The following is a 21,155-nucleotide window of genomic DNA, read 5'->3' on the forward strand; positions in this document are numbered from 1 at the left end:
CCAAGCTGCAAGCTGTCAGCTGCAAGTCGCGCACGTAGGTCAAATACGTGTCGGCTTGCGGGGGCAGCGGTGATCCCACTTGAAGCTTGAAGCTTACAGCTTGCAGCTACCGCCTACTCCCGGAGGGGCCTATGAGCTATGTGATCGACCGACGCCTGAACGGCAAGAACAAGAGCACGGTCAACCGCCAGCGCTTTTTGCGGCGTTACCGTGACCATATCAAGAAGGCCGTCGAGGAGGCCGTGAGCCGCCGCTCCATCACCGATATGGAGCATGGCGAGCAGATCAGCATTCCCGGTCGCGACATCGACGAGCCGGTGCTGCACCATGGCCGCGGCGGCAAGCAGACCGTGGTGCACCCTGGCAACAAGGAATTCACCGCGGGCGAGCATATCGCCCGTCCGCAAGGGGGCGGCGGGGGCGGCGGCCGCGGCAAGGCCGGCAACTCTGGCGAAGGCATGGACGAGTTCGTCTTCCAGATTACCCAGGAAGAATTCCTCGAGTTCATGTTCGAAGACCTCGAACTGCCCAACCTGGTCAAACGTCACCTGACCGGCACCGACACCTTCAAGACCGTGCGCGCCGGTATCAGCAACGAAGGCAACCCGTCACGCATCAACATCATCCGCACCCTGCGTTCAGCCCATGCCCGGCGTATCGCCCTGTCCGGCAGCAGCCGGGCAAAACTGCGTGAGGCGCAGGAAGAACTGGCGCGCCTGAAGCGCGAAGAACCGGACAATTTCGGCGATATTCAGGAAATCGAAGCGGAAATCGAGCGATTGAGCGCGCGCATCCACCGCGTGCCGTTCCTCGACACCTTCGACCTCAAGTACAACCTGCTGGTCAAGCAACCCAACCCCAGCTCCAAGGCGGTGATGTTCTGCCTGATGGACGTTTCCGGCTCCATGACCCAGGCCACCAAGGACATCGCCAAACGCTTCTTCATCCTTTTGTACCTGTTCCTCAAGCGCAACTACGACAAGATCGAAGTTGTGTTCATCCGCCATCACACCAGCGCCCGCGAAGTCGACGAAGAGGAGTTTTTCTACTCTCGGGAAACCGGCGGCACCATCGTTTCCAGCGCCCTGAAGCTGATGCAGGAAATCATGGCAGAACGCTATCCGGCCAATGAATGGAACATCTACGCCGCCCAGGCTTCAGACGGCGACAACTGGAACGACGACTCGCCGATCTGCCGCGAGATTCTTACCAAGCAGATCATGCCGTTCGTCCAGTACTACACTTACGTTGAGATCACCCCTCGCGAACATCAGGCATTGTGGTACGAGTATGAGCGTATCGGCGAAGCCTTTGCCGATACGTTCGCCCAGCAGCAGCTGGTGTCGGCCGGCGATATCTATCCGGTCTTCCGTGAACTCTTCCAGCGCAGGTTAGTGACATGACCGCTAGAGAGCAGAAGCGCCACCCTATTTCTACCGGGTCCGAATGGACATTCGAACTGATCCAGGCCTATGACCGGGAAATCAGCCGCCTGGCCGAGCGCTACGCCCTGGACACCTACCCCAACCAGATCGAGGTGATCACCGCCGAGCAAATGATGGACGCCTACGCCTCCGTCGGCATGCCGCTGGGCTATCACCACTGGTCCTACGGCAAACACTTTCTCAGCACTGAAAAGTCCTATAGCCGCGGTCAAATGGGCCTGGCCTACGAGATCGTGATCAACTCCGACCCCTGCATCGCCTACCTGATGGAAGAAAACACCATCTGCATGCAGGCCCTGGTGGTTGCCCACGCCTGCTACGGGCACAACAGCTTCTTCAAGGGCAACTACCTGTTCCGCACCTGGACCGACGCCAGCTCGATCATCGACTACCTGGTGTTTGCCAAGCAGTACATCACCCAGTGCGAAGAACGCCATGGCATCGATGCCGTCGAAGACCTGCTCGACTCCTGCCACGCGCTGATGAACTACGGTGTCGACCGCTACAAGCGGCCCTACCCGATCTCCGCCGAAGAAGAGCGGCGCCGCCAGAAGGAACGCGAAGAGCACCTGCAAAAACAGATCAACGACCTGTGGCGCACCATTCCCAAGGGCGCCGACAAGAACAGCGACCGCGACAACGCGCGCTTCCCGGCCGAACCCCAGGAGAACATCCTCTACTTCATCGAGAAACACGCGCCGCTGCTCGAACCCTGGCAGCGTGAAATCGTGCGTATCGTGCGCAAGATCGCCCAGTACTTCTACCCGCAGCGCCAGACCCAGGTGATGAACGAAGGCTGGGCAACCTTCTGGCACTACACCCTGATGAACGATCTGTATGACGAAGGCCTGGTGACCGAAGGCTTCATGATGGAGTTCCTGCAGTCGCACACCAGCGTGGTGTTCCAGCCAGGCTTCGACAGCCCCTACTACAGCGGCATCAACCCTTATGCCCTGGGCTTTGCCATGTACCGCGACATCCGCCGCATGTGCGAACACCCTACCGAAGAGGACCGCCGCTGGTTCCCCGACATCGCCGGCAGTGACTGGCTGTCGACCATCAAGTTCGCCATGAGCAGCTTCAAGGACGAAAGCTTCATTCTCCAGTACCTGTCGCCGACGGTAATCCGCGACCTCAAGCTGTTCAGCATCCTTGATGACGATCAGCGCGAAGACCTGCTGGTACCGGCCATCCACGACGAAAGTGGCTACCGGATCATCCGCGAGACCCTGGCCGCCCAGTACAACCTCGGCAACCGTGAACCCAACGTGCAGATCTGGAGCATTGACCGTCGCGGCGACCGCTCGCTGACCCTGCGCCACCAGCAACACGACCGCAAACCCCTGGGCGACTCAACCGAGGAGGTTCTCAAGCACCTGCACCGCCTCTGGGGCTTTGACATCCACCTGGAGACCCTGCAGGGCGAGCAGGTGATGAAAACCCACCATGTGCCGCCCAAAGGCGAGCACGGCGAAGCTGACTATGGTCGCCTGGACCTGGCGGTAGTGCACCTCTAGCACGCCCTCCGTTGCTGCCAGACAGGTTATCCTGTGGCATCAACGGAGGTTCTACATGCAGATCTACAAAGTCGGCGGCGCCGTACGCGACCGCCTGCTCGGCAGGCCGGTCAGTGATATCGACTGGGTCGTGGTCGGCGCCACGGCGGAACAAATGCAAGCCCTGGGCTATCGCCCGGTCGGGGCCGATTTCCCGGTGTTCCTGCACCCCAAAAGCGGCGAGGAATACGCCTTGGCGCGCACCGAACGCAAGAGCGGGCGCGGCTATGGCGGATTCACCTTCCACGCCAGCCCCGAAGTTACCCTCGAGCAAGACCTGATCCGCCGCGACCTGACCATCAATGCCATGGCCGAGGACGACCAGGGTAATATCTGCGATCCGTATAACGGCCAGAAAGACTTAGAAGCCCGCATTTTGCGCCATGTTTCCCCGGCATTCGCCGAAGATCCCTTGCGCGTGCTGCGCGTCGCCCGCTTTGCCGCGCGCTATGCCGGCATGGGCTTTAGCGTGGCCCCGGAAACCATCGAGCTGATGCGCGAACTGGGAGATTCAGGCGAACTGCAAGCCCTGACCGCCGAGCGCAGCTGGAAGGAGATCGCCCGGGCGCTGATGGAGGACCAACCCCAGGTATTCATCCAGGTATTGCGCGATTGCGGCGCCCTCAAGCAACTGATGCCCGAGCTCGATGCGCTGTTCGGGGTGCCGCAGCCTGCGGCCCATCACCCGGAGATCGACAGCGGCATCCATACCCTCTCGGTGCTCGAACAAGCCGCCCTGCACCAGCAGCCCCTGAGCGTGCGCTGGGCCTGTTTGCTGCACGACCTGGGCAAGGGCCTTACCCCAGAGGAAGAATGGCCACGGCACATCGCTCACGAGCAACGCGGGCTGAAGTTGATCAAGGCGGTGAACCAGCGCTTCAAGGCACCCCGTGAATGCCAGGAACTGGCCTTGCTGGTCGGGGAATATCACACCCACTGCCACCGGGCCCTGGAACTGCGCGCCTCGACCTTGCTGGAGCTGCTGCAAAGCTTCGATGTGTACCGCCGGCCGCAGCGTTTCGAGGAGTTTATCGTCGCCTGCGAGATGGACGCCCGGGGCCGCAAGGGCCTGGAGCAACGTGATTATCCACAGGCTGATTACCTGCGCGGCGCAGCGGCGGCGGCGCGTGCAGTGCAGGTGCAACCGCTGGTGCAACGAGGGCTGACCGGGCAGGCGCTGGGCGAGGCGCTCAAGGGCGAGCGGCTGAAGGCGTTGAAGGCGTACAAGGAAGGTCTCGGGCGCTGAACCTATCGCGGGGCAAGCCCGCTCCTACAATCCTGTGGGAGCGGGCTTGCCCCGCGATCGAAGCTAAAGACCGGTCAACTGCTGCCCACGCCACTCGAACGGCACCGGCGCCAGCACTTGCTCGATTTGCGCCTCGGCCCACAGCTGGCTCATGGTTTTGCCGGCACCCGGGTGCTTAAGCGCTGGCGCAATCAACGCCAGCGGCCACAACACGAATGCGTTCTTGAGAATCTCTGCCCGCGGCAATACCAGCCCGTCGAAGCTGCCATGCAGGTCGTTGTACATCAGCACGTCGATATCCAGCGGCAGACCTTTGCGCTCGGGGGCGTAGCGGCCATTGTCGGCCTCGATGAACTTGAGCCGGCGATCCAGTTCCATCAGCGGCAGCTCGGTCAAACCGCTGACCACCAGGTTGAAGAACGGTCCGCTCTTGATGCCCACCGCCTGGCTTTCGAACACCGCCGAACAATGCATGTCGGTGAGCATTTCGGCCAGGGCATCGAGCCCGGCGGTCAAGTGCCGCTCGCGCTCGATATTGCTGCCCAGCCCGAGGTAAACCCTGTTCAGAGACATCCGCGCTCGATCTCCACGCCGACCCCAGTGGCGGCCGCTACCGCGCCAGGCTTGGTCAGTTTCAGGCGCAACCAGGGAATCTGGAACTCGCTCATCAGCACCGCCGCCAGGCGCTCGGCGAAGGTTTCCACCAACTGGAACTCGGACTGCTCGGCAAACGCCTGGATGCGCGCCGACACGCTGGCGTAGTCCAGGGCTTTGGTCAGGTCGTCTCCGGCTGCGGCCGGGCGGTTATCCCAGGCAAAGCTCAGGTCCAGGCGCAGGCACTGGCGGATTCCGCGCTCCCAGTCATAGGCGCCGATCACGGTATCGACTTCCAGCCCCTCGATGAACACTCTGTCCAAGCACTTCTCTCCACAGCACGACAAGGGCGCGTTGCGCCGTTAGAATCAGGGCGTCCTCGCCCGGAATGGTTAGCATGTTTTGGTTACTGGCGCTGTGCGCCTACCTGCTTGGCTCTCTGTCCTTTGCCATCGTCCTCAGCCGCCTCAATGGCAGCCCGGACCCGCGCATGAGCGGTTCAGGCAATGCCGGTGCAACCAACATGCTGCGCCTGGCCGGCCGCAAACTGGCGGTCCTGACCCTGCTTGGCGACCTGTGCAAGGGCCTGCTGCCCGTGCTGGTCGCCAATCTTGCTGGCCTCGACCTGCAGCAACAGGCCTGGATCGGCGTGTGCGCGGTGATTGGCCATCTGTTTCCGGTGTACTTCCGCTTTCGCGGCGGCAAAGGTGTCGCCACCGCCGCCGGCATGCTGCTGGGGCTTTACCCGCCAGCCGCCTTGCTGGCCATCAGCGCCTGGCTGCTGACCTTCTACCTGACCCGTACCAGCTCGCTGGCGGCGCTGGTGGCAACGCCACTGACCCTGCCACTACTGGCCTGGCGCGAGCCGGAAGCGTTGCTGCCAATCAGCGTGCTGACCGTGCTGATTGTCTGGCGTCACCGCGGCAATCTACGCGACCTTTTCGCCGGACGCGAACGGCATTTCTGAATCCACTGCATGAGCAACGCTCAGCTTCACAGCGGCGCGAGTTGCTCCATTGGCCAGCGCGCCTGCACGCTGATCGCCAGGCTTTCCTGCTGCCCGGCGGCCAGACGCTGGCAGCCGGCGTAGGCAATCATGGCGCCGTTATCGGTGCAAAACTGCGGCCGGGCGTAGTACACATTACCCTTGATGCCAGCCAGCATGTCTTCCAGCGAAGCGCGCAAGGCCTTGTTGGCACTGACGCCGCCAGCAATCACCAGGCGCTTGAGGCCGGTCTGCTTGAGGGCTCGCTTGCACTTGATGGTCAAAGTCTCCACCACCGCCTGCTGGAAGGCCAGCGACACGTCGCAACGGGTTTGCTCACCGTCGTCCCCAGCACTCTGGCACTGCTGCCAGGTATTGAGGGCAAAGGTTTTCAGGCCGCTGAAGCTGAAATCCAGCCCCGGGCGGTCGGTCATCGGCCGCGGGAAGACAAAGCGCCCGGGCACGCCCTGGGTTGCCAGGCGAGCGATCTCCGGGCCACCCGGGTACGGCAGGCCGATCAGCTTGGCGGTCTTGTCGAAGGCTTCGCCGGCGGCGTCATCGAGGGTCTCGCCTAGCAACTCGTACTGACCGATACCGTCGACGCGCACCAACTGGGTATGCCCGCCCGACACCAGCAAGGCGACGAACGGGAACTCGGGTGGCTGCTCTTCGAGCATCGGCGCCAGCAGGTGACCTTCCATGTGATGCACGCCAAGCGCCGGAATCCCCCAGGCAAAGGCCAGGGCCTGGGCGCAGGAAGCGCCCACCAGGAGTGCGCCGACCAGGCCGGGGCCTGCGGTATAGGCGATGGCGTCGATCTCGGTGGCGACACAGTCGGCTTCGGCCAGCACCTGGCGGATCAACGGCAGCATGCGCTTGACGTGATCACGCGAGGCCAGCTCCGGCACTACCCCGCCATAGACGCGGTGCAGGTCGATCTGACTGAACAATGCATCGGCCAAAAGGCCGCGTTCACTGTCGTATAATGCGACGCCGGTTTCGTCGCAGGATGTTTCCAATCCCAGTACTAGCATGGGTCCGTGCCTTGTTGAGGCTGAATTCGAAGGCGCGCATGATAGTCCCCGCTCCCGACGCCGACCAGCGGTTTTCGATCAGAGGCTTTGCATTCCGGTCGGCTAAGGGTTAACATCCGCAACCCTTAAAAACCGACGTTCTCCAGCGCACATTTTTGCCACGAGTTCGTTGACCCCGGTAATGAATGAAGGTAGCTCTGGATGCCAGCCGTCAAAGTTAAAGAGAATGAACCCTTCGACGTAGCTCTGCGTCGTTTCAAGCGCTCCTGCGAAAAAGCCGGTGTTCTGGCTGAAGTTCGTAGCCGCGAATTTTACGAGAAGCCGACTTCTGAGCGTAAGCGCAAAGCAGCAGCCGCTGTTAAACGTCACGCCAAGAAAGTTCAGCGCGAACAGCGCCGCGCCGTTCGTCTGTACTAATACAGACGTCCGTCGCAAGCTTCTGCCTCGCCCGGCCCACAGCCGGGCTGCCGGCAGTTGTTGCTTGATCCTTTGGCCTTCGGGCCCAAGGCGTCCTGTTGCCCTGCAGCATGGACAACCTGCCTGAATCGTCAGAACTGGCCGCAACGCCAGCTGTGCACGTCCTTCCTGACGAGCCTTCACCGGCTGCAGACGAGCACGTCTTTCCGTATTTTGTGTTACGCCATTCGACATCGCTCGAACGCGCAGCCGTTCCCGCCGCATTAGCGATTACACTTGCTTATCGCCTGATGATGAGAGTGCCATGGCCGGGCTGATTCCCCAGAGTTTTATCGACGACCTGCTCAACCGTACCGACATCGTCGATGTGGTGAGTTCGCGCGTGCAGCTGAAAAAAGCTGGCAAGAACCTCACGGCCTGCTGCCCGTTCCACAAAGAAAAGACCCCGTCCTTCAGCGTCAGCCCCGACAAACAGTTCTATTACTGCTTCGGATGCGGCGCAGGCGGCAACGCCCTTGGCTTCATCATGGACCACGACAACCTGGATTTCCCCCAGGCCGTCGAGGAACTGGCCAAGGCCGCCGGCATGGAGATCCCCCGCGAAGAAAGCGGGCGTGGTCACAAACCCCGGCAACCAGTCGATTCACCGCTGTACCCGCTGCTTGAAGCCGCCGCCGAATTTTATCGCCAGGCGCTGCGCAGCCATCCGACGCGCAAATCCGCGGTCGACTACCTCAAGGGCCGCGGCCTGTCCGGCGAGATCGCCCGCGACTTCGGCCTGGGCTTTGCCCCGCCTGGCTGGGACAACCTGTTCAAACACTTGAGCAGCGATACCTTGCAGCAAAAGGCCATGATTGATGCCGGCCTGCTGATCGAGAACGCCGAGTCCGGCAAGCGCTACGACCGCTTCCGTGACCGGGTGATGTTTCCGATCCGCGACAGCCGTGGCCGGGTCATCGCCTTCGGCGGCCGGGTTCTGGGCGACGACAAGCCCAAGTACCTCAACTCCCCGGAAACCCCGGTGTTCCACAAGGGCCAGGAGCTGTACGGGCTGTACGAGGCGCGCAAGTTCAACCGCAACCTCGACGAGATCATCGTGGTCGAAGGCTACATGGACGTCATCGCCCTCGCGCAGCAAGGCTTGCGCAACGCGGTGGCAACCCTGGGCACGGCCACCAGCGAAGAGCACCTCAAGCGTCTGTTTCGCGTGGTGCCGAGCGTGCTGTTCTGTTTTGACGGCGACCAGGCCGGCCGCAATGCTGCCTGGCGCGCCCTGGAAGCAACGCTTTCGAGCCTGCAGGACGGGCGCAAAGCGCGCTTTCTGTTTTTGCCCGAAGGCGAAGACCCCGACACCCTGGTACGCGCCGAAGGCACTGATGCCTTCCGCGCGCGCATCAATCAGCATGCGCAGCCGCTGGCCGATTATTTTTTCCAGCAGTTGACCGAGGAAGCTGACCCGCGCTCGCTCGAGGGCAAGGCACACATGGCCACCCTCGCTGCACCGTTGATCGAAAAAGTGCCCGGGGCGAATCTTCGCGCCTTGATGCGCAACCGCCTCAAGGAAATCACCGGCCTGGACAACCAGCAGGTCGAACAACTGGCGCACACTGCACCGGTTGAAGCTCCACCCAGTTACGACCCGGGCATCGATTACGACGCGATTCCCGACTACACACCGGATTACGCTGATTTTCACCAGCCCGAGTACGCCGCGCCACAACAGCAGTGGACACCGAACAAGGGCGGCAAGAAAAAGTGGGACGGCAAACCCTGGGACAAGAAGGGCAAGCCCTGGGAGCGCAATGACCAGCGCCAGGATGCGCCACCACGGGTGCCGACCTCGGTAGAACCGCCGACCTTGAGCGCCCTGCGCACCTTGCTGCATCACCCGCAACTGGCGAAAAAGGTCGAAGATGCCAGCCAGCTGGCGGCCGAAGAACACGTCTATGCCCAGCTGCTGGTAGCCCTGCTCGAGGCGTTGCAAAAGAATCCTGAGCTACGCTCACTACAGCTGATCGCCCGCTGGCATGGCACCGAACAGGGCCGCCTGCTAAGGGCATTGGCAGAAAAGGAATGGCTGATCGATGCCGATAACCTTGAACAACAGTTTTTCGACACCATAACTAGCTTGTCCGCTCGCCAACGCGAGCGCAGCCTGGAACATCTGCTCAGGAAAGCACGTCAAAGTGACTTGAGCGCAGAGGAAAAAAATCAGCTGCGTGACCTGTTAAGCCGTAATGTTCCCGCACAAACCCCGACCTCAACTGGCGCGTGAGGTCCTAGCTCGGGTATAATCCTCGGCTTGTTTTTTGCCCGCCAAGACCTTCAGTGGATAGGGTGTTATGTCCGGAAAAGCGCAACAGCAGTCTCGCATCAAAGAGTTGATCACCCGCGGTCGTGAGCAGGGCTACCTGACTTACGCGGAGGTCAACGACCACCTGCCAGAGGATATTTCAGATCCGGAGCAGGTGGAAGACATCATCCGCATGATCAACGACATGGGGATCAACGTATTCGAGAGTGCTCCGGATGCGGATGCCCTTTTGTTGGCCGAAGCCGACACCGACGAAGCCGCAGCTGAAGAAGCCGCCGCAGCGTTGGCGGCTGTGGAAACCGATATTGGTCGCACGACTGACCCGGTGCGCATGTACATGCGTGAAATGGGTACCGTCGAGCTTCTGACCCGCGAAGGCGAAATCGAAATCGCCAAGCGGATCGAAGAAGGTATTCGTGAAGTCATGGGTGCTATCGCCCACTTCCCGGGTACTGTCGAGCACATCCTCTCCGAGTACGATCGCGTCACCACCGAAGGTGGCCGCCTGTCCGACGTTCTCAGCGGTTACATCGACCCGGACGACGGCATCGCGCCGCCGGCCGAGGTGCCGCCGCCGATCGACCCGAAAGCCCCGGCCAAGGCCGATGCTGACGACGACGAGGAAGAGAAAGAGGAAAGCAGCGACGAAGAGGAAGAAGTCGAAAGCGGTCCGGATCCGGTCGTCGCGCAACAGCGCTTCGGTGCCGTCCAGGATCAGCTCAACGCTACCCTCAAGGTACTGAAGAAGAACGGCCGCAGCCACAAGGACAGCCTCAAGGCGATGCTTGATCTGGCCGAGCTGTTCATGCCGATCAAGCTGGTACCGAAGCAGTTCGAAGCCCTGGTTGAGCGCGTTCGTAGCGCCCTGGACCGCCTGCGTCAGCAAGAACGCGCCATCATGCAACTGTGCGTCCGTGACGCGCGCATGCCACGTGCCGACTTCCTGCGCCTGTTCCCGAGCAACGAAATCGACCAGACCTGGGCCAGCGACCTGGCCAAGCGCAGCACCAAATGGGCGGCTGCCCTGGGTGAGAAAAGCGACGCCATCGTGGCCTGCCAGCAGAAGCTGATCGACCTCGAAAGCGAAACCGGCCTGACCATCGCCGAGATCAAGGACATCAACCGTCGCATGTCGATCGGTGAAGCCAAGGCTCGTCGCGCCAAGAAAGAAATGGTCGAGGCCAACCTGCGTCTGGTTATCTCGATCGCCAAGAAGTACACCAACCGCGGCCTGCAGTTCCTCGACCTGATCCAGGAAGGCAACATCGGCCTGATGAAGGCGGTGGACAAGTTCGAATACCGTCGTGGTTACAAGTTCTCGACCTATGCCACCTGGTGGATTCGCCAGGCGATCACCCGTTCGATCGCCGACCAGGCCCGCACCATCCGTATTCCGGTGCACATGATCGAGACGATCAACAAGCTCAACCGTATTTCCCGGCAGATGTTGCAGGAAATGGGTCGCGAACCGACCCCGGAAGAGCTGGGTGAGCGCATGGAAATGCCTGAGGACAAGATCCGCAAGGTATTGAAGATCGCCAAAGAGCCGATCTCCATGGAAACCCCGATCGGTGACGACGAAGATTCGCACCTGGGTGACTTCATCGAAGACTCGACCATGCAGTCGCCAATCGATGTGGCCACGGTCGAAAGCCTCAAGGAAGCGACCCGTGACGTGCTCTCCGGTCTGACCGCACGCGAAGCCAAGGTGCTGCGCATGCGTTTCGGTATCGACATGAACACCGATCACACCCTCGAAGAGGTCGGCAAACAATTCGACGTGACCCGCGAGCGGATCCGTCAGATTGAAGCCAAGGCGCTGCGCAAGCTGCGCCATCCGACGCGAAGCGAGCATCTGCGCTCTTTCCTCGACGAGTGATGACAAACCCCGGCCCAGGCCGGGGTTTTTCTTTTCCGGCGAACGGCGCTTTTCAGCCTTTGCCCACTACCCCGCTGCTGAAATGCCCGTCTACACTCGAATCAATCCACCTGTGTGACGAGGCCGTTATGCCCCGAATGCCGGCCCTTCTGTTGGCTCTCCTGCTCGTCTGGAGTGCAACTGCCGGCGCCTTGACCCTGACTGAGGAAGAACAAGCCTGGCTCAGCGCACACCCGCAGCTGCGCCTGGGCGTCGATGCATCCTGGCCACCTTTTGAATACCGGGACCAGGACGGTCGCTACCAGGGATTGGCCGCCGACTACATTGCCCTTATCCAGGACCGCCTGGACGTGCAGTTCAAGCCGATCGAGCCGATCAGCTGGACTGCCGTGCTCGAGCAGGCCCGGCAGAACAAGCTCGATCTGCTGCCCGGTATCATGTCGACCCCAGAGCGCCAGAGCTTTCTGGCCTTCACCCGCCCGTACCTGGATTTTCCGATCGTCATCCTCGCCCATGATGGCGGGCCGCAACCACGGACCATCAAGGACCTCTACGGCCTGAAGATCGCCGTGGTGGAAAACTACGCGCCCCACGAGCTGTTGCGCACCCACCACCCGGACCTCAACCTGGTGGCCCTGCCCAATGTCAGCTCGGCGCTGCAGGCCCTGGCCACCGATGAAGTGGATGCCGTGGTGGGCGACCTTGCCTCGAGCATCTGGAGCCTGCGCCAGCTCAAGCTCGAAGGCCTGTACGTCAGCGGCGAAACGCCCTACCGCTATCAGCTGGCCATGGCAGTGCCACGGGAACAGAAGATCCTCGTCGGCATTCTCGACAAGGTCATGGCCGACATGAGCCCCGGCGAAATCAGCAATATCCAGGAGCGCTGGGTCGGCAAAGTGCTTGACCACCGCACGCTGTGGTACGACCTGCTGATCTACGGCCTGCCCGCCCTGCTGCTGATGATCGCCATCCTTGCTGCGGTGATCCGCGTCAACCGCCGCCTGAGCTCGGAGATTTCCCGGCGCATCGCCCTTGAGCAGGAACTGCGCAGCAGCGAATACCACTACCGCGGCCTGGTCGAAAGCCTTTCGGCCATTGCCTGGGAAGCCGACGCCAACGACTTCACCTACAGCTACGTCTCGCCCCATGCCGAAGACCTGCTCGGCTACCCGTTGAACCAGTGGCTGCGCCCGGGCTTCTGGCGCAGCATCATCCACCCCGACGACGCCCTCTGGGCCCAGGCCTATTGCGACAGCGAAACCGCCGCCGGCCGCGATCACAGCCTTGATTACCGCGTAATCCGCGCCGACGGCCGCAGCCTGTGGGTGCGCGATATCGTCAGCCTCATCGAACACGGGCACAAACCAGTGATGCGTGGGCTGATGATCGACATCAGCGAAACCAAGAACGCCGAAGAAGCCCTGCGCCTGTCGGAGCAGAAGTTCGCCTCGGTGTTTCAGCAGTGCCCGGATATCCTGGTGATCGCCCGGATGAGCGACGGCTGCCTGCTGGAAGTCAACGAGGCCTTTGAAGAACAGATCGGCCTGAGCCCGGCGCAAGTGCTGGGCCGCACCGCCACCGAGCTGAACATCTGGGGCATCGACGGCGTTGGCCCGGACCTGCTCAAGCGCTTGCAGGCAGGCAGCATCCGCAACCTGGAAATGCTCTTCCGGCGCAGCAACGGCCAGCTGTTCACCGGCCTGACTTCCGCCGAGACCTTCCAGCTCGACAGCACGCCGGCGCTGGTAGTGGCAGTACGCGACATCAGCCAGCTGAAAGAAACCCAGGAGCAGCTGCAGACCTCCGAAGAGAAGTTCGCCAAGGCCTTCCACGCCTCCCCCGACGGCCTGTTGCTGTCGCGCCAGAGTGACGGGTTGCTGATCGAAGTAAACGAAGGCTTCTGCCGCCTGACCGGCTACGACACCCACATGTCGCTGGACCACACCTCGCTGGATCTGGGTATCTGGGTCGACCTCAACGAGCGCCGGCGGCTGCTGGACATGCTCCAGCGCGACGGCTTCGTGCGTGATTTCAGCTGCCATATCCGCCGCAGCGACGGCCAGATCCGCCTGTGCGAACTGTCAGCCAGGCCGCTGCCGATTGCCGGGGTCGATTGCATGCTGACCATCGCCCGCGACATCACCGAGCGCCATCTGATGCAGGAAAAACTGCAACTGGCCGCCACCGTATTCGAGAACACCGCCGAAGGCGTGTTGATCACCGACATCGACCAGCGCATCAGTGCGGTCAACCGCGCCTTCAGCGAAATCACCGGCTACAGCGAGTTTGAAGCGCTGGGTCAGACCCCACGGCTGCTCGCCTCCGGCCAGCACGATAGCGCCTTCTATGTGGCCATGTGGCACCAACTGACGGCCGAGGGCCATTGGCAGGGCGAAATCCACAACCGGCGCAAGAACGGCGAGGTTTACCCCAGTTGGCTGACCATCAGCGCGGTGCGCAACAGCGAGCGCGCCATCACTCACTTTGTCGCGGTGTTCGCCGATATCTCCAGCCTCAAGCACGCCCAGGCCAAGCTCGATTACCAGGCCCATCACGACCCGCTGACCGGCCTGCCCAATCGCACCCTGTTCGAAAGCCGCCTGCAGGCCGCGCTCAACTGTTCCCAGGCCTCCAAGCGCCAAGGCGCGGTGCTGTTTCTCGATCTCGATCGCTTCAAGCACATCAACGACAGCCTCGGCCATCCGGTCGGCGACCTGTTGCTTAAAGGCATCGCCCAGCGGCTCAAGGAACAGGTGCGCGACATCGATACCGTCGCACGCCTGGGCGGCGACGAGTTCATCATCCTCCTGCCCGGCCTGCACCAGCCCAGTGATGCCGAGCACATCGCGCACAAACTGCTGGCCTGCTTCGGCGCACCGTTCCAGGCTGGCGAACATGAGTTCTTCACCAGCGCCAGCATCGGCACCAGCCTTTATCCACAGGACGGCACCGACGTCGCCTCGCTGATCCGCAACGCCGACGCCGCCATGTACCGCTCCAAGGCCAAGGGGCGCAATCGGGTCGAGTCCTACACCCGCGACCTCACCGCCCAGGCCAGCGAGCGCATCGCCCTGGAGCACGAACTGCGCCGGGCCATCGAGCGCAATGAACTGAGCCTGTGCTACCAGCCCAAGTTCAGCCTCAAGACCCAGAGCCTGGTCGGCGCCGAAGCGCTGATCCGCTGGACCAACCCGACGTTCGGCGACGTCCCGCCGGAGCACTTCATTGCACTGGCCGAAGAGAACGGCATGATCCTGCAACTGGGCGACTGGGTACTGGAACAAGCCTGCCGGCAAATGCAGGTCTGGAAGCATAACTACCTGGCGTTCGGCCCGCTGTCGGTCAACCTCGCCGGCGCTCAGTTGCGCCAGCCAAGCCTGGTCAAACGCATCGAACAACTGCTCAAGACCCACCAGCTCAAGGCCGGTGACCTGCAGTTGGAAATCACCGAGAACTTCATCATGAGCCAGGCCGAAGAAGCCCTGGCCATCCTCCATCAACTCAAGCACCTGGGCGTGCAACTGGCGATCGACGACTTCGGCACCGGCTACTCGTCGCTGAGCTACCTCAAGCGCCTGCCGCTGGATATCCTCAAGATCGACCAGTCGTTCATCCGCGGCCTGCCCGACGACCCTCATGATGCGGCTATTGCCCGCGCCATCATCGCCCTGGGCCGCAGCATGCAACTGACCATCATCGCCGAAGGGGTGGAAAGCCAGGCTCAGCAGCAGTTCCTCGCTGCCGAAGGCTGCGAGCAGATCCAGGGCTACATCGTCAGCCTGCCGCTGCCGGCCGAAGAATTTGCCGCGAGCTTCCTTCGCATAGCACTTTCAGATCTTTCGGATAGCACAGCCCGGAAACCCTCGTTATAATCCGCGTCCACTGGGGCCTATAGCTCAGTTGGTTAGAGCAGGGGACTCATAATCCCTTGGTCGCAGGTTCGAGTCCTGCTGGGCCCACCAAACAAAAAACCGCGCATGGCGCGGTTTTTTTGTGCCCGCTGTCAGCTGCGCAATTCTGCCGCCCACAGGCCTGGGGTCTTGCCGTAGTGGCGCTGGAACAAGGCGATGAACGCCGACACCGAGTCGTAGCCCAGCTCATTGGCCAGCGCCGTGACGCTCATGCCTTGCGCCAGCAACGGCAAGGCCGCCAACAGGCGCAAGCGTTGGCGCCATTCCCTGAACGACAACTGCGTCTGGGCCTGGAACAACCGCACCAGGGTGCGCCGCGAAGCCCCCACCTGCTGCGCCCAGTCTTCAATGCTGCGGTTGTCGGCCGGGTTGGCCTGCAAGGCTTCGCTGATTCGGCGCAGGCGCGGATCACTGGGCAGCGGCAGGCCGAACGGCGCTTCGGGCAGCTCGCGCAACTCATCGACCAGCACCTGCAACAGCCGCGCCTGGGCGCCTTGGGCAGGGTATTGCGGTGCAAAGCTGTTGGCCTTGGCGATCAGCTCGCGTACCAGCGGCGTGACTTGCACCACACCGCAAGGACGCTGGTAGCCATTGAGCAGCGAGTCATCCAGGTACAGCCCGCGAAACTCGATGGCCTGGTCGCTGTAGGCGGTGTGCTCGACCCCCGCCGGTATCCACAACGCACATTGCGGCGGCAGCAGGTAGCTGTGCTGCTCGGTGACCACTTGCATGATCCCGGCGCTGGCGTAGGTGAACTGTACCCAGGGGTGTCTGTGCAATTGCACGCGATGGCCGGCCGGAATGGCAAACATGCGCCGGTAAACCGGCCCCGGCAGTTGCTGGAAGTCCGGCAACGGCGGTACTTCACTGCTTTGTCTCATTGGCGGCAATGCCTGTCTCCTTTGCTCAAGTGAGCCGACGAAGGCCGATGGTAGCCTGCGCCCGGCTTCGTTGAACAACCCAAGGAGAGACCGATGAGCAGCCATGTGCGTGAAAACCGTTTGAGCGTGCCCGCCATCCAGCAACGCAAGGGCGCTGGCAACCTGGTGGTGCTGACCGCCTACAGCATGCCGATGGCGCGTTGGGTAGATGCCGAAGCCGACGTGATTATCGTCGGCGACTCGGTGGGCATGGTGCTATATGGCCTGCCCAGCACTTTGGGAGTCAGCCTGGAGATGATGATTGCCCATGGCCAGGCAGTGATGCGCGGCTCCCAGCGCGCTTGCGTGGTCATCGACCTGCCCTTTGGCAGCTATCAGGCCTCACCCGAACAGGCCTTCCTCAGCGCCGCCCGGCTGCTGCGCGAGACAGGTGCCCAGGGCGTCAAGCTTGAGGGCGGTGAAGAGCTGGCCGAGACCGTGGAATTTCTCACCCGCCGTGGGATTCCGGTCATGGCCCATGTCGGCCTGATGCCGCAACAGGTCAACTGCCTGGGAGGTTTCAAGGCCCAGGGCCGCGACGACCAGGGCGCCGCCAAAGTGCGCCAGGATGCCCTGGCCATGCAGGCCGCCGGTGCCTTTTCGGTAGTGCTCGAAGGCATCGCCGAACCCCTGGCACGCCGCGTGAGCGAAGAGCTGACAATCCCCACCATCGGCATCGGCGCTTCGCCTGCCTGCGATGGCCAGGTGCTGGTCACCGAGGACCTGCTGGGTTTGTTCGGTGAATACCAACCGCGCTTCGTCAAACGCTTTGCCGACCTTCAGCCGCAGATTGCCCAGGCATTGGCCGCCTATGCCCGGGAAGTACGCGACGGCAGCTTCCCCCAGGCCGAGCACTGCTTCAAGGCGTGCTGAGCACAGACGCCTTGCCCAAGGGTGAGGGCAATGGATAGGCTATCGCGCTTATTCCATGAGCCGCGCAAAGCGGCTCTTGCCAGAGAGTACCCATGTCCGACAGCCGCCCCGTCGCCCTCGACGAAATCGATCGCCAACTGATTTCGCTGCTGCAGATCAACGCCCGTGAAAGCGTCGCCACGCTCGCCCGGCAACTGGGTATCGCGCGCACCACGGTAACCTCGCGCCTGGCCCGCCTGGAAAAGACCAAGGTCATCAGCGGCTACGGCGTGCGCCTGGGTCAGCGCCTGATCGATGGTGGCCTGCAGGCCTATGTCGGGATCAAGGTACAACCGCGTTCGGGCAAGGACGTGGTGCGGCGCCTGAGCGCCATGGGCCAGGTGCAGCAGTTGTGCGCGGTCAGCGGCGAATTCGACTACGTCGCCTGGCTGCGCAGCGACTCGCCCGAGCAACTGGACCAGTTGCTCGACCAGATCGGCAGCGTTGAAGGCGTGGAAAAAACCACCACCTCGATCATCCTCAGCAGCAAGGTGGATCGCGGGCAACCGGTTTGACACACCAGGCAATCATCCCCCGGATGCATCGCGGCTGCACGTATAGGCTGGTTACAGGCCCGTCGCTTGACGGCAAGGCTTGATAGCCACAAACTATACGCAGGTAACGTACAAATCATGGAAGCACTTTTCGTTGAACTACCGGCCTTTGCGCGCTATCGCAGTGACTACCTGGATGACGAGGCGATGAGGGCCTTGCAGTTCGTGTTGTTGCTCAATCCCCAGGCTGGCTCAGTCATCCAGGGGACCGGGGGCTTGCGCAAAGTTCGCTTTGCTGATGATCAGCGGCACAAGGGCAAGCGCGGTGGAATCCGAGTCATCTATTACTGGTGGAGCAACGGCCAACAGTTCTGGCTGTTCACCTTGTACGGCAAGGATCAACTGGACGACCTGAGCCCTGCGCAACGCCATTCGCTCAAACAGATGCTCGATCTGCAAATCGAAGCGAGGAGATAAAATGAAACGCGATGTTTTTTCCGAACTGAACGAAGGCTTCGATGCCCTTGCCCAGGAGCGCCAGGGCAAGCTGACCCTGCGCTCGCATAAAGTACAGCTCGCCGAGTTGATGGACGTCTCGGCCGAAGAGCTTGTGGCTATTCGCGAACGCTTGAACATGTCTCGCGCGGTGTTTGCCATGTACCTGCGCACCAATGCCCGTACCCTGGAAAACTGGGAACAGGGTCGGGCTCGCCCCAATGCCCAGGCAATGACGCTGATTCGCCTGGTAGAAAAATTCCCTGAAACCGTGGAGCACCTGGCTGCGCTGGCCTGATTCGTCATTTAGCCAATCAGTATCGTCAAAATGACTTACATCAAATCATAACGACGACACTCTGCATCTTAATTACGTAACCCCCACCCCCTAAAATGACCGCCAGTGTTTTTTCTATACTCAAGCTCCGCACCCCGCGCAGCGCCTGGCAAGGTCACTTATGAACAAGAACAATCGTCACCCCGCCGACGGCAAGAAACCCATCACCATTTTCGGCCCGGATTTTCCTTTTGCCTTTGACGACTGGATCGAGCACCCGGCCGGCTTGGGTAGCATCCCGGCGGCGCGCCATGGAGAGGAAGTGGCGATTGTCGGTGCCGGTATCGCCGGGCTGGTGGCGGCCTTCGAGCTGATGAAGCTGGGCCTCAAGCCTGTGGTCTACGAAGCTTCGAAAATGGGTGGGCGCCTGCGCTCGCAAGCCTTCGAAGGCAGCGACGGGATCATCGCCGAGCTGGGTGGCATGCGCTTTCCGGTGTCGTCGACGGCGTTCTACCACTATGTCGACAAGCTCGGCCTTGAAACCAAGCCCTTTCCCAACCCGCTGACCCCAGCGTCGGGCAGCACGGTAATCGACCTCGAAGGCCAGACCCACTACGCGGAAAAACTCTCCGATTTGCCCAAGTTGTTCCAGGAGGTTGCCGACGCCTGGGCCGATGCCCTGGAAGACGGCGCCCGCTTCGGCGACATCCAGCAAGCCATACGCGACCGCGATGTACCACGCCTAAAAGAGCTGTGGAACACCCTGGTACCGCTGTGGGACGACCGCACCTTCTACGACTTCGTCGCCACCTCAAAAGCCTTCGCCAAGCTCAGCTTCCTGCACCGCGAGGTGTTCGGCCAGGTCGGTTTCGGCACCGGTGGCTGGGACTCGGACTTCCCCAATTCGATGCTGGAAATCTTCCGCGTGGTGATGACCAACTGCGACGATCACCAGCACCTGGTAGTTGGCGGCGTCGAGCAAGTGCCGCTGGGCATCTGGCGCCATGTGCCGGAGCGTTGCGCGCACTGGCCGGCCGGCACCAGCCTCAGCTCGCTACACCGCGGCGCGCCACGTGCCGGGGTGAAAAGCATTGCCCGCGACAGCGACGGGCGCCTGGCGGTAACCGACACCTGGGGCGACACCCGCCACTACGCCGCGGTGCTGACCACCTGCCAGAGCTGGCTGCTGACCACCCAGATCGAGTGCGAAGAATCGCTGTTCTCGCAGAAGATGTGGATGGCCCTGGACCGTACCCGCTACATGCAGTCGTCGAAGACCTTCGTCATGGTCGACCGGCCGTTCTGGAAGGACAAGGATCCAGATACCGGCCGCGACCTGATGAGCATGACCCTGACCGACCGCCTGACCCGCGGCACCTACCTGTTCGACAACGGCGACGACAAGCCGGGGGTGATCTGCCTGTCGTACTCGTGGATGAGCGATGCGCTGAAAATGCTCCCGCACCCAGTGGAAAAGCGCGTCAAGCTGGCCCTCGATGCGCTGAAGAAGATCTACCCGAAAGTCGATATCGCCGGGCACATCATCGGCGACCCGATCACCGTGTCGTGGGAAGCCGACCCGCACTTCCTTGGCGCCTTCAAGGGCGCCCTGCCCGGCCATTACCGCTACAACCAGCGCATGTACGCGCACTTCATGCAGCAGGACATGCCGGCCGAGCAGCGCGGCATCTTCATTGCCGGTGACGATGTGTCGTGGACCCCGGCCTGGGTCGAAGGCGCGGTGCAAACGTCGCTCAATGCGGTGTGGGGTATCATCAATCACTTCGGTGGCCAGACCCACCCGGACAACCCAGGCCCGGGCGACGTGTTCAATGAAATCGGCCCGATCGCCCTGGCCGACTGACGGGAGAATCGCCATGCGCATCGCCCTGTTCCAAGGCGAACCGCAACCGCTGGACCTGTCCGGCAACCTCGAGCGCCTGCACCAGCAGGCGCAACTGGCCGCTGCCCGCGGCGCCGAACTGCTGGTATGCCCGGAGATGTTCCTGAGCGGCTACAACATCGGCAGCGAAGCCGTCGCGCGCCTGGCCGAAGCCGAAGACGGCCCCTCGGCCATGGCCGTGGTGGAGATCGCCCAGAGCAACCGCATCGCCATTGCCTACGGCTACCCGGAGCTGGCCGAGGACGGGCAGATCTTCAACAGCGTGCAGTTGATCGACGCCCACGGCAGCAGCCTGTGCAACTACCGCAAGACCCACCTGTTCGGTGGCCTCGACCGGGCGATGTTCAGCCCGGGGCCCGATCACTTTCCGGTGGTCGAGCTCAACGGCTGGCGCCTGGGCTTTTTGATCTGCTACGACATCGAGTTCCCGGAAAACGCCCGGCGCCTGGCCCTGGCCGGTGCCGAACTGATCCTGGTGCCGACGGCGAACATGGTGCCCTTCGACTTCATTGCCCAGGTCACCGTGCGCGCCCGCGCCTACGAGAACCAGTGCTACCTGGCGTACGCCAACTACTGCGGCAGCGAAGGCGAAATCCACTACTGCGGGCAGAGCAGCATCGTTGGCCCGGATGGCAGCATCCTGGCCATGGCCGGTCGTGACAGCGCGCTGCTGAGCGCCGACCTCGACCTGCAGCGAGTGCAGCAAGGGCGGGCCAACAACCCTTACCTGCACGACCTGCGCCCCGAGCTCTACAGCACGCCGCGGCAATAAT

General features: G+C 62.1%; 18 protein-coding genes and 1 tRNA gene. 15 read left to right on the plus strand and 4 right to left on the minus strand.

Going from position 1 to position 21,155, the window contains the following annotated elements; genetic code table 11:
• Positions 1-131 precede the first annotated feature (131 nt).
• From LOY54_RS24995 to LOY54_RS25005, 3 genes are read left to right on the plus strand one after another with little or no spacing between them, the layout of a single operon-like run.
• Positions 132-1,403: a YeaH/YhbH family protein gene (locus LOY54_RS24995; protein WP_045199279.1), complete on the plus strand. Its 1,272-nt coding sequence runs from the start codon at positions 132-134 to the stop codon at positions 1,401-1,403.
• Positions 1,400-2,962, plus strand: coding sequence for a SpoVR family protein (locus LOY54_RS25000; RefSeq protein ID WP_045199277.1), 1,563 nt, complete (start codon positions 1,400-1,402; stop codon positions 2,960-2,962). The genes LOY54_RS24995 and LOY54_RS25000 overlap by 4 nt, the downstream gene beginning before the upstream one ends.
• 55 nt (positions 2,963-3,017) lie before the next feature.
• Positions 3,018-4,247: a multifunctional CCA addition/repair protein gene (locus tag LOY54_RS25005; protein ID WP_258608309.1), complete on the plus strand. Its 1,230-nt coding sequence runs from the start codon at positions 3,018-3,020 to the stop codon at positions 4,245-4,247.
• A 63-nt stretch (positions 4,248-4,310) separates the two neighbouring features.
• Here the strand turns inward: LOY54_RS25005 and folK are convergent, their stop codons facing one another.
• Positions 4,311-4,820: a 2-amino-4-hydroxy-6-hydroxymethyldihydropteridine diphosphokinase gene (gene folK, locus LOY54_RS25010; RefSeq protein ID WP_213603086.1), complete on the minus strand. Its 510-nt coding sequence runs from the start codon at positions 4,818-4,820 to the stop codon at positions 4,311-4,313.
• Positions 4,811-5,164 carry a dihydroneopterin aldolase gene (gene folB, locus LOY54_RS25015; RefSeq protein ID WP_258608312.1) on the minus strand — a complete coding sequence of 118 codons (354 nt, stop codon included), beginning with the start codon at positions 5,162-5,164 and terminating at the stop codon, positions 4,811-4,813. The genes folK and folB overlap by 10 nt, the downstream gene beginning before the upstream one ends.
• 74 nt (positions 5,165-5,238) lie before the next feature.
• Between folB and plsY the strand changes: the two genes are divergently transcribed.
• On the plus strand, positions 5,239-5,808 hold the full coding sequence (gene plsY / locus LOY54_RS25020) for a glycerol-3-phosphate 1-O-acyltransferase PlsY (RefSeq protein WP_045199269.1): 570 nt from the start codon (positions 5,239-5,241) through the stop codon (positions 5,806-5,808).
• A gap of 26 nt (positions 5,809-5,834) precedes the next feature.
• Here the strand turns inward: plsY and tsaD are convergent, their stop codons facing one another.
• Complete coding sequence (gene tsaD / locus LOY54_RS25025; RefSeq protein WP_038998431.1) at positions 5,835-6,860, minus strand: tRNA (adenosine(37)-N6)-threonylcarbamoyltransferase complex transferase subunit TsaD; 1,026 nt, start codon at positions 6,858-6,860, stop codon at positions 5,835-5,837.
• Between the two features lie 201 nt (positions 6,861-7,061).
• Here tsaD and rpsU point away from each other — a divergent pair, with 201 nt between their 5' ends.
• The 5 genes from rpsU to LOY54_RS25050 all read left to right on the plus strand — a co-directional run bounded on the left by rpsU (position 7,062) and on the right by LOY54_RS25050 (position 15,432).
• Entirely contained in the window at positions 7,062-7,277 is a 216-nt protein-coding gene (gene rpsU / locus LOY54_RS25030; protein ID WP_002551877.1) for a 30S ribosomal protein S21, read from the plus strand.
• A 304-nt stretch (positions 7,278-7,581) separates the two neighbouring features.
• On the plus strand, positions 7,582-9,552 hold the full coding sequence (gene dnaG / locus LOY54_RS25035) for a DNA primase (protein ID WP_258608314.1): 1,971 nt from the start codon (positions 7,582-7,584) through the stop codon (positions 9,550-9,552).
• A gap of 67 nt (positions 9,553-9,619) precedes the next feature.
• Positions 9,620-11,470 carry an RNA polymerase sigma factor RpoD gene (gene rpoD / locus LOY54_RS25040; protein ID WP_045199259.1) on the plus strand — a complete coding sequence of 617 codons (1,851 nt, stop codon included), beginning with the start codon at positions 9,620-9,622 and terminating at the stop codon, positions 11,468-11,470.
• A 128-nt stretch (positions 11,471-11,598) separates the two neighbouring features.
• Positions 11,599-15,342 carry an EAL domain-containing protein gene (locus LOY54_RS25045; protein WP_258608316.1) on the plus strand — a complete coding sequence of 1,248 codons (3,744 nt, stop codon included), beginning with the start codon at positions 11,599-11,601 and terminating at the stop codon, positions 15,340-15,342.
• A gap of 13 nt (positions 15,343-15,355) precedes the next feature.
• Positions 15,356-15,432: transfer RNA gene (locus LOY54_RS25050), tRNA-Ile, on the plus strand.
• Between the two features lie 41 nt (positions 15,433-15,473).
• Here the strand turns inward: LOY54_RS25050 and LOY54_RS25055 are convergent.
• The gene (locus LOY54_RS25055; protein WP_258608318.1) at positions 15,474-16,262 is read right to left on the minus strand and encodes a helix-turn-helix domain-containing protein; all 789 of its coding nucleotides are present in this window, start codon (positions 16,260-16,262) and stop codon (positions 15,474-15,476) included.
• Between the two features lie 93 nt (positions 16,263-16,355).
• On the opposite strand from LOY54_RS25055, the gene panB reads away from it, so the two are divergent.
• The 6 genes from panB to LOY54_RS25085 all read left to right on the plus strand — a co-directional run bounded on the left by panB (position 16,356) and on the right by LOY54_RS25085 (position 21,154).
• Entirely contained in the window at positions 16,356-17,174 is an 819-nt protein-coding gene (gene panB / locus LOY54_RS25060; protein WP_258608320.1) for a 3-methyl-2-oxobutanoate hydroxymethyltransferase, read from the plus strand.
• Between the two features lie 92 nt (positions 17,175-17,266).
• Positions 17,267-17,728 (plus strand): Lrp/AsnC family transcriptional regulator, encoded by a 462-nt coding sequence (locus tag LOY54_RS25065; protein WP_038998420.1) that lies wholly within the window; start codon positions 17,267-17,269, stop codon positions 17,726-17,728.
• 117 nt (positions 17,729-17,845) lie between these two features.
• Positions 17,846-18,184, plus strand: a complete 339-nt coding sequence (locus LOY54_RS25070) for a toxin (protein WP_258608322.1) — start codon at positions 17,846-17,848, stop codon at positions 18,182-18,184.
• Between the two features lies 1 nt (position 18,185).
• Complete coding sequence (locus tag LOY54_RS25075) at positions 18,186-18,500, plus strand: DNA-binding transcriptional regulator (RefSeq protein ID WP_258608324.1); 315 nt, start codon at positions 18,186-18,188, stop codon at positions 18,498-18,500.
• A gap of 160 nt (positions 18,501-18,660) precedes the next feature.
• Positions 18,661-20,343, plus strand: coding sequence for an NAD(P)/FAD-dependent oxidoreductase (locus LOY54_RS25080; protein ID WP_258608333.1), 1,683 nt, complete (start codon positions 18,661-18,663; stop codon positions 20,341-20,343).
• A gap of 13 nt (positions 20,344-20,356) precedes the next feature.
• Entirely contained in the window at positions 20,357-21,154 is a 798-nt protein-coding gene (locus tag LOY54_RS25085) for a carbon-nitrogen hydrolase family protein (RefSeq protein WP_093378922.1), read from the plus strand.
• Position 21,155 lies beyond the last annotated feature (1 nt).

This window comes from Pseudomonas sp. B21-032 (genome assembly GCF_024748965.1).
Classification (GTDB): domain Bacteria; phylum Pseudomonadota; class Gammaproteobacteria; order Pseudomonadales; family Pseudomonadaceae; genus Aquipseudomonas.